Raw genomic sequence first — 3,421 nt, 5'->3', positions numbered from 1 at the left:
GTTGTCCGTGCTCACATCCAACTCCAGGCACCGATCGTGCTGATCTGGGACAATCTCAACACCCACCGGGCAGCCGGGATGCGTGAGTACGCGGCCGCACACGACTGGCTCACCATCATCCAACTGCCCACCTATGCGCCGGACTTGAATCCGGTAGAGGGTGTTTGGTCGTTGTTACGGCGCGGGCCGCTGGCCAACACCGCTTTCACCGACGACGAGCACCTCGAACGCACCCTCCGCCGAGGCTTACGCCATATCCAGCTCCACCCTGACCTCATCGACGGCTGTCTGGCCGGCACCAGACTGCCCCTCACCCAGCAGCCGACAACAACCCGAGGAAGTCAGTAACGCGGTTCCTTCGTTCGGTTCCCTCTGCGCCGTACCAGAGCCGACACCAGGGCATAACGATCCTGGATATCATGGGACTTGACGCCTATCGCCGACTATCTTCACATCATGTCCACGCCACCCGAGGCTTCGCAGCCATCTGATCAGCCAGGCATCCCGGAGACGCCGGCGACCCCGAGCGCGTATCCGCACCCCAAGCCGCAGTCCCCGAATCCGCAGCCCGCGGCTCCGGGTGTGCCGGGATCCGACCCGCCGTCGGCTCCCGCGCCCACACCGGCCCAGCCGAACTTCTACGCCCAGCCCACCCTGGTCGGCCAGCCTGCCCAGCCCCAGCCCCAGCCGGGCAACCCGTATGCCGCGCAGCCCTACTACGGCCCCGTGCCCGTCCCAGCGGCCCCGGGGGGCGGTGGCGGCGCCGGGCGGGCCGTGCTGTGGGCGGTCGTCGGCGCGGTGGTCGCCTCCGCCGCATGGGCGGGCGGCGTGTTCCTCCTCGGCCGGGGCGACAGCGCCGACCTGCGCGGCTACAGCACCCCCTCGAACCTGTGCACCGGCGCGGACTACTCGTCGTTCAAGGACGAGTACCCGGATGACGACTCCTCGCCGCTCCGCAACTCCCTCAAGTCCGACGCGCTGGACGAGAGTTACTGCAGCCTGAGCCTGAAGAAGACCCCGTCCAGCTACGGGGACGCCTATCTCACCATGCAGATGGACCTGCACAAGAAGACCGATCCGGCGGCGGAGTTCACCGCTCTGTGGAAGAACTACCGCAAGAGCCACTCGGGTTACGACGTGGAGATCGTCAAGGGCATCGGTGACGAGGCGTATCTCGTCAGCAACGACACCACCAGCGGCACAACCAGCGGATCCATCTATGCCACTCTCGCCGTCCGGGACGGCTGGATGACGTACACCATGGGGTTCACCGAGTACCGCACGACGTACGACAGTGACACGAGCCCGCCGGATCTCAGCGAGGTCCGTGACTGGCTGAAGTCGGACACCAAGTCCACACTGGAGCAGACCAAGGACTGAGCGCCGGTGCGGTGGCCGGCCGGCGAGCACCACCTCGACGGCCGGCCTCGGACACCGGACGCATGGAGCCCCGATCCCTGGATTTTCGCGGATCTGCACGTGATCGCACCGTGGCCCGTGATGAAGGAGGGCACTACATGCTCATGGCACACCCGGCGGTTCGCCCCTGCCGGTGACGCTCGGTGCCACCGGCAGGGAACGGCCCGTCAGTGACCACTGCCGAGGCTCTGCGTGGTGTAGGAGCACTCGGTGTAGATGTAGCCGGAGCTGATCTTGGCGGTGTCCTTGGCGGGCGACGAGGTGGTGCGGTTCTTGGGCTTGTGGACGAAGTAGGTGGTGCCCGCTGGCAGGCTGATGGTGCGCTGGGGGTAGCTCTTGCCGCTGGAGCAGGGCTTGAAGCCGGGGGTGATGGTGTCGGTGAAGGAGTAGGCCTTGCAACTGCCGCAGGCCTTGAGGGTGAAACTGCCGGTGACGGGGCCGGTGTAGAGGACGGTGATGTCGTCGGGGCTGTCGTTCTTCACCGTCACCGAGATGCCGCCGCCGGAGGCGGTGGTGGGCAGCTTCTTGCCGGCGGCCGGGATGGTCTGGGCGATCTCGGCGGCTATGGCGATCTTCTGGGCGCGGGCCCGGTTCTTGTCGTGCTTGTGAGCGGAGGCGAAGTCGGTGAGGGTCTGCTGGGCCTCATCGAAGTCGCCGTGCTTGTACTGGTGGACGCCGCAGTCGTAGTCACCGGCGTCGGCCTTCGCGCCCGCCCGGTCGGCGTCCTTGTCGAGGTCGCTCAACTGCTCGCCCGCGCTGCCGGACAGGTCGCCGATCTGGGTCTTCAGCTCGCGCAGCTGGGAGACGGCGGCGCACGGGTCGTCGCCGTGTACCTCCTTGGCGGCGGCGTCGACGGCCGAACTCACCGCGGGGGCGACCTTCGCGGCCGGCTCGGAGTCGGGGAAGGTGTCCAGCAGGTTGCCGTACTGCGTGACCCAGTCCGAGTCGCCACCGGACATCCGCTGCGAACCGCACTCGTACAGCGAGGTGGCGAGCCGGTCGTCGGGCCATGTGCGCAGAGAGCCGATGGCGTCCTTGGGCATGGTGTCGGGCACCGTGCGCAGGTACTCGAGCGGTGCGACGGCGTCGCAGTAGTTCTTGTGACCGTAGGCCGCGCCCACCGTCGCGTAGTAGGTCCTCATCCGGTCGGGGACCTCGGCCGCCGCGCGGGAGCCCGAGTGGTGGACCGCGAGGTTCCGGTAGGTCTCGAGCGCCGACCTGTAGTCGGACTTGCCGCCGCCGAACGAGTCCCGGCCAGCCGCCGTCACCAGGTCGTCGGCCTTCTGGAGCCGGTCGAGGAGGGCCTGCTCGATGGCCTCCTGGCGGGCGTTGTCGTACAGCACGGACCCGCCCACCGGTACGGCGAGCAGCGCCACGCCCAGCAGGATCGCGATCGGCGACCGTCCAGGCCAGGCCAGGCGCGTGCGCAGTGCGACGACGGCGCCGTGGACGGCGGTCAGCACCAGGCACACGACGTACAGGCCGAGCGCGAGCCCGGGCACGCCGTCGGCGTCCGCAGGCAGCGCCATCAGCAGCAGGACGACGGTCGCCGCCCAGCACACGGCGGCCAGGACCCAGCGGCGCATCAGCGCGTAACCCAGGCCCAGACCGCTGAGGTTGAGCAGGGCGACGGCGACGGCCCGGCCTGCGTCCGGCGGCGCGGGCGGAGGACTCGACGGCATGGGCGGTACGAATCTGTTCTGCCCGTAGAAATCCCCAGACATGGTGGGCTCCCCCCCCGTCAATACAGCCCGCTTGCTTATGAATTGGCAGTGTACGGCCAATGGTAAGGAGCCGGCAGGCCAGATCTTCGCGAGCGACCAGCCCTGGTCCAGCGCCTACACCCGGCAGACGCACCCAAGCCTCTGGAGGACCTGAAGAACATCCAGCCCTGACCCATGAATCTCATGGCTGGTGAGGATGCGGGGCCGGTTGAACTCGAACGGAGCTCGGCCGTACAGGATCTGGCCTTCGGCCCACCACACCTCACGGATGTCCGTAG

3 protein-coding genes are annotated in these 3,421 nt (G+C 68.1%); 2 read left to right on the top strand and 1 reads right to left on the bottom strand.

Features of this window, described 5'->3' with window-relative positions:
• Positions 1–348, top strand: a 348-nt coding sequence (locus tag ACWC1K_RS50565) for a transposase (RefSeq protein ID WP_450840974.1), incomplete at its 5' end; no start/stop codon positions are given.
• A 108-nt stretch (positions 349–456) separates the two neighbouring features.
• Entirely contained in the window at positions 457–1,380 is a 924-nt protein-coding gene (locus tag ACWC1K_RS50560) for a hypothetical protein (protein ID WP_450840972.1), read from the top strand.
• Between the two features lie 206 nt (positions 1,381–1,586).
• Here ACWC1K_RS50560 and ACWC1K_RS50555 read toward each other — a convergent pair whose 3' ends face one another.
• Positions 1,587–3,143, bottom strand: coding sequence for a hypothetical protein (locus ACWC1K_RS50555; protein ID WP_450840971.1), 1,557 nt, complete (start codon positions 3,141–3,143; stop codon positions 1,587–1,589).
• Positions 3,144–3,421 lie beyond the last annotated feature (278 nt).

The organism is Streptomyces sp. NPDC001492 (genome assembly GCF_053597275.1).
Note: the sequence above shows the minus strand (reverse complement) of the source record. Positions and strands in the feature narration are given on the sequence as shown.

What these genes read in the sequence shown, in the direction of transcription:
- ACWC1K_RS50560 (WP_450840972.1), top strand. Translation starts at nt 457, where the DNA reads ATGTCCACGCCACCCGAGGCTTCGCAGCCATCTGATCAGCCAGGCATC.
- ACWC1K_RS50555 (WP_450840971.1), bottom strand. Translation starts at nt 3,143, where the DNA reads ATGTCTGGGGATTTCTACGGGCAGAACAGATTCGTACCGCCCATGCCG.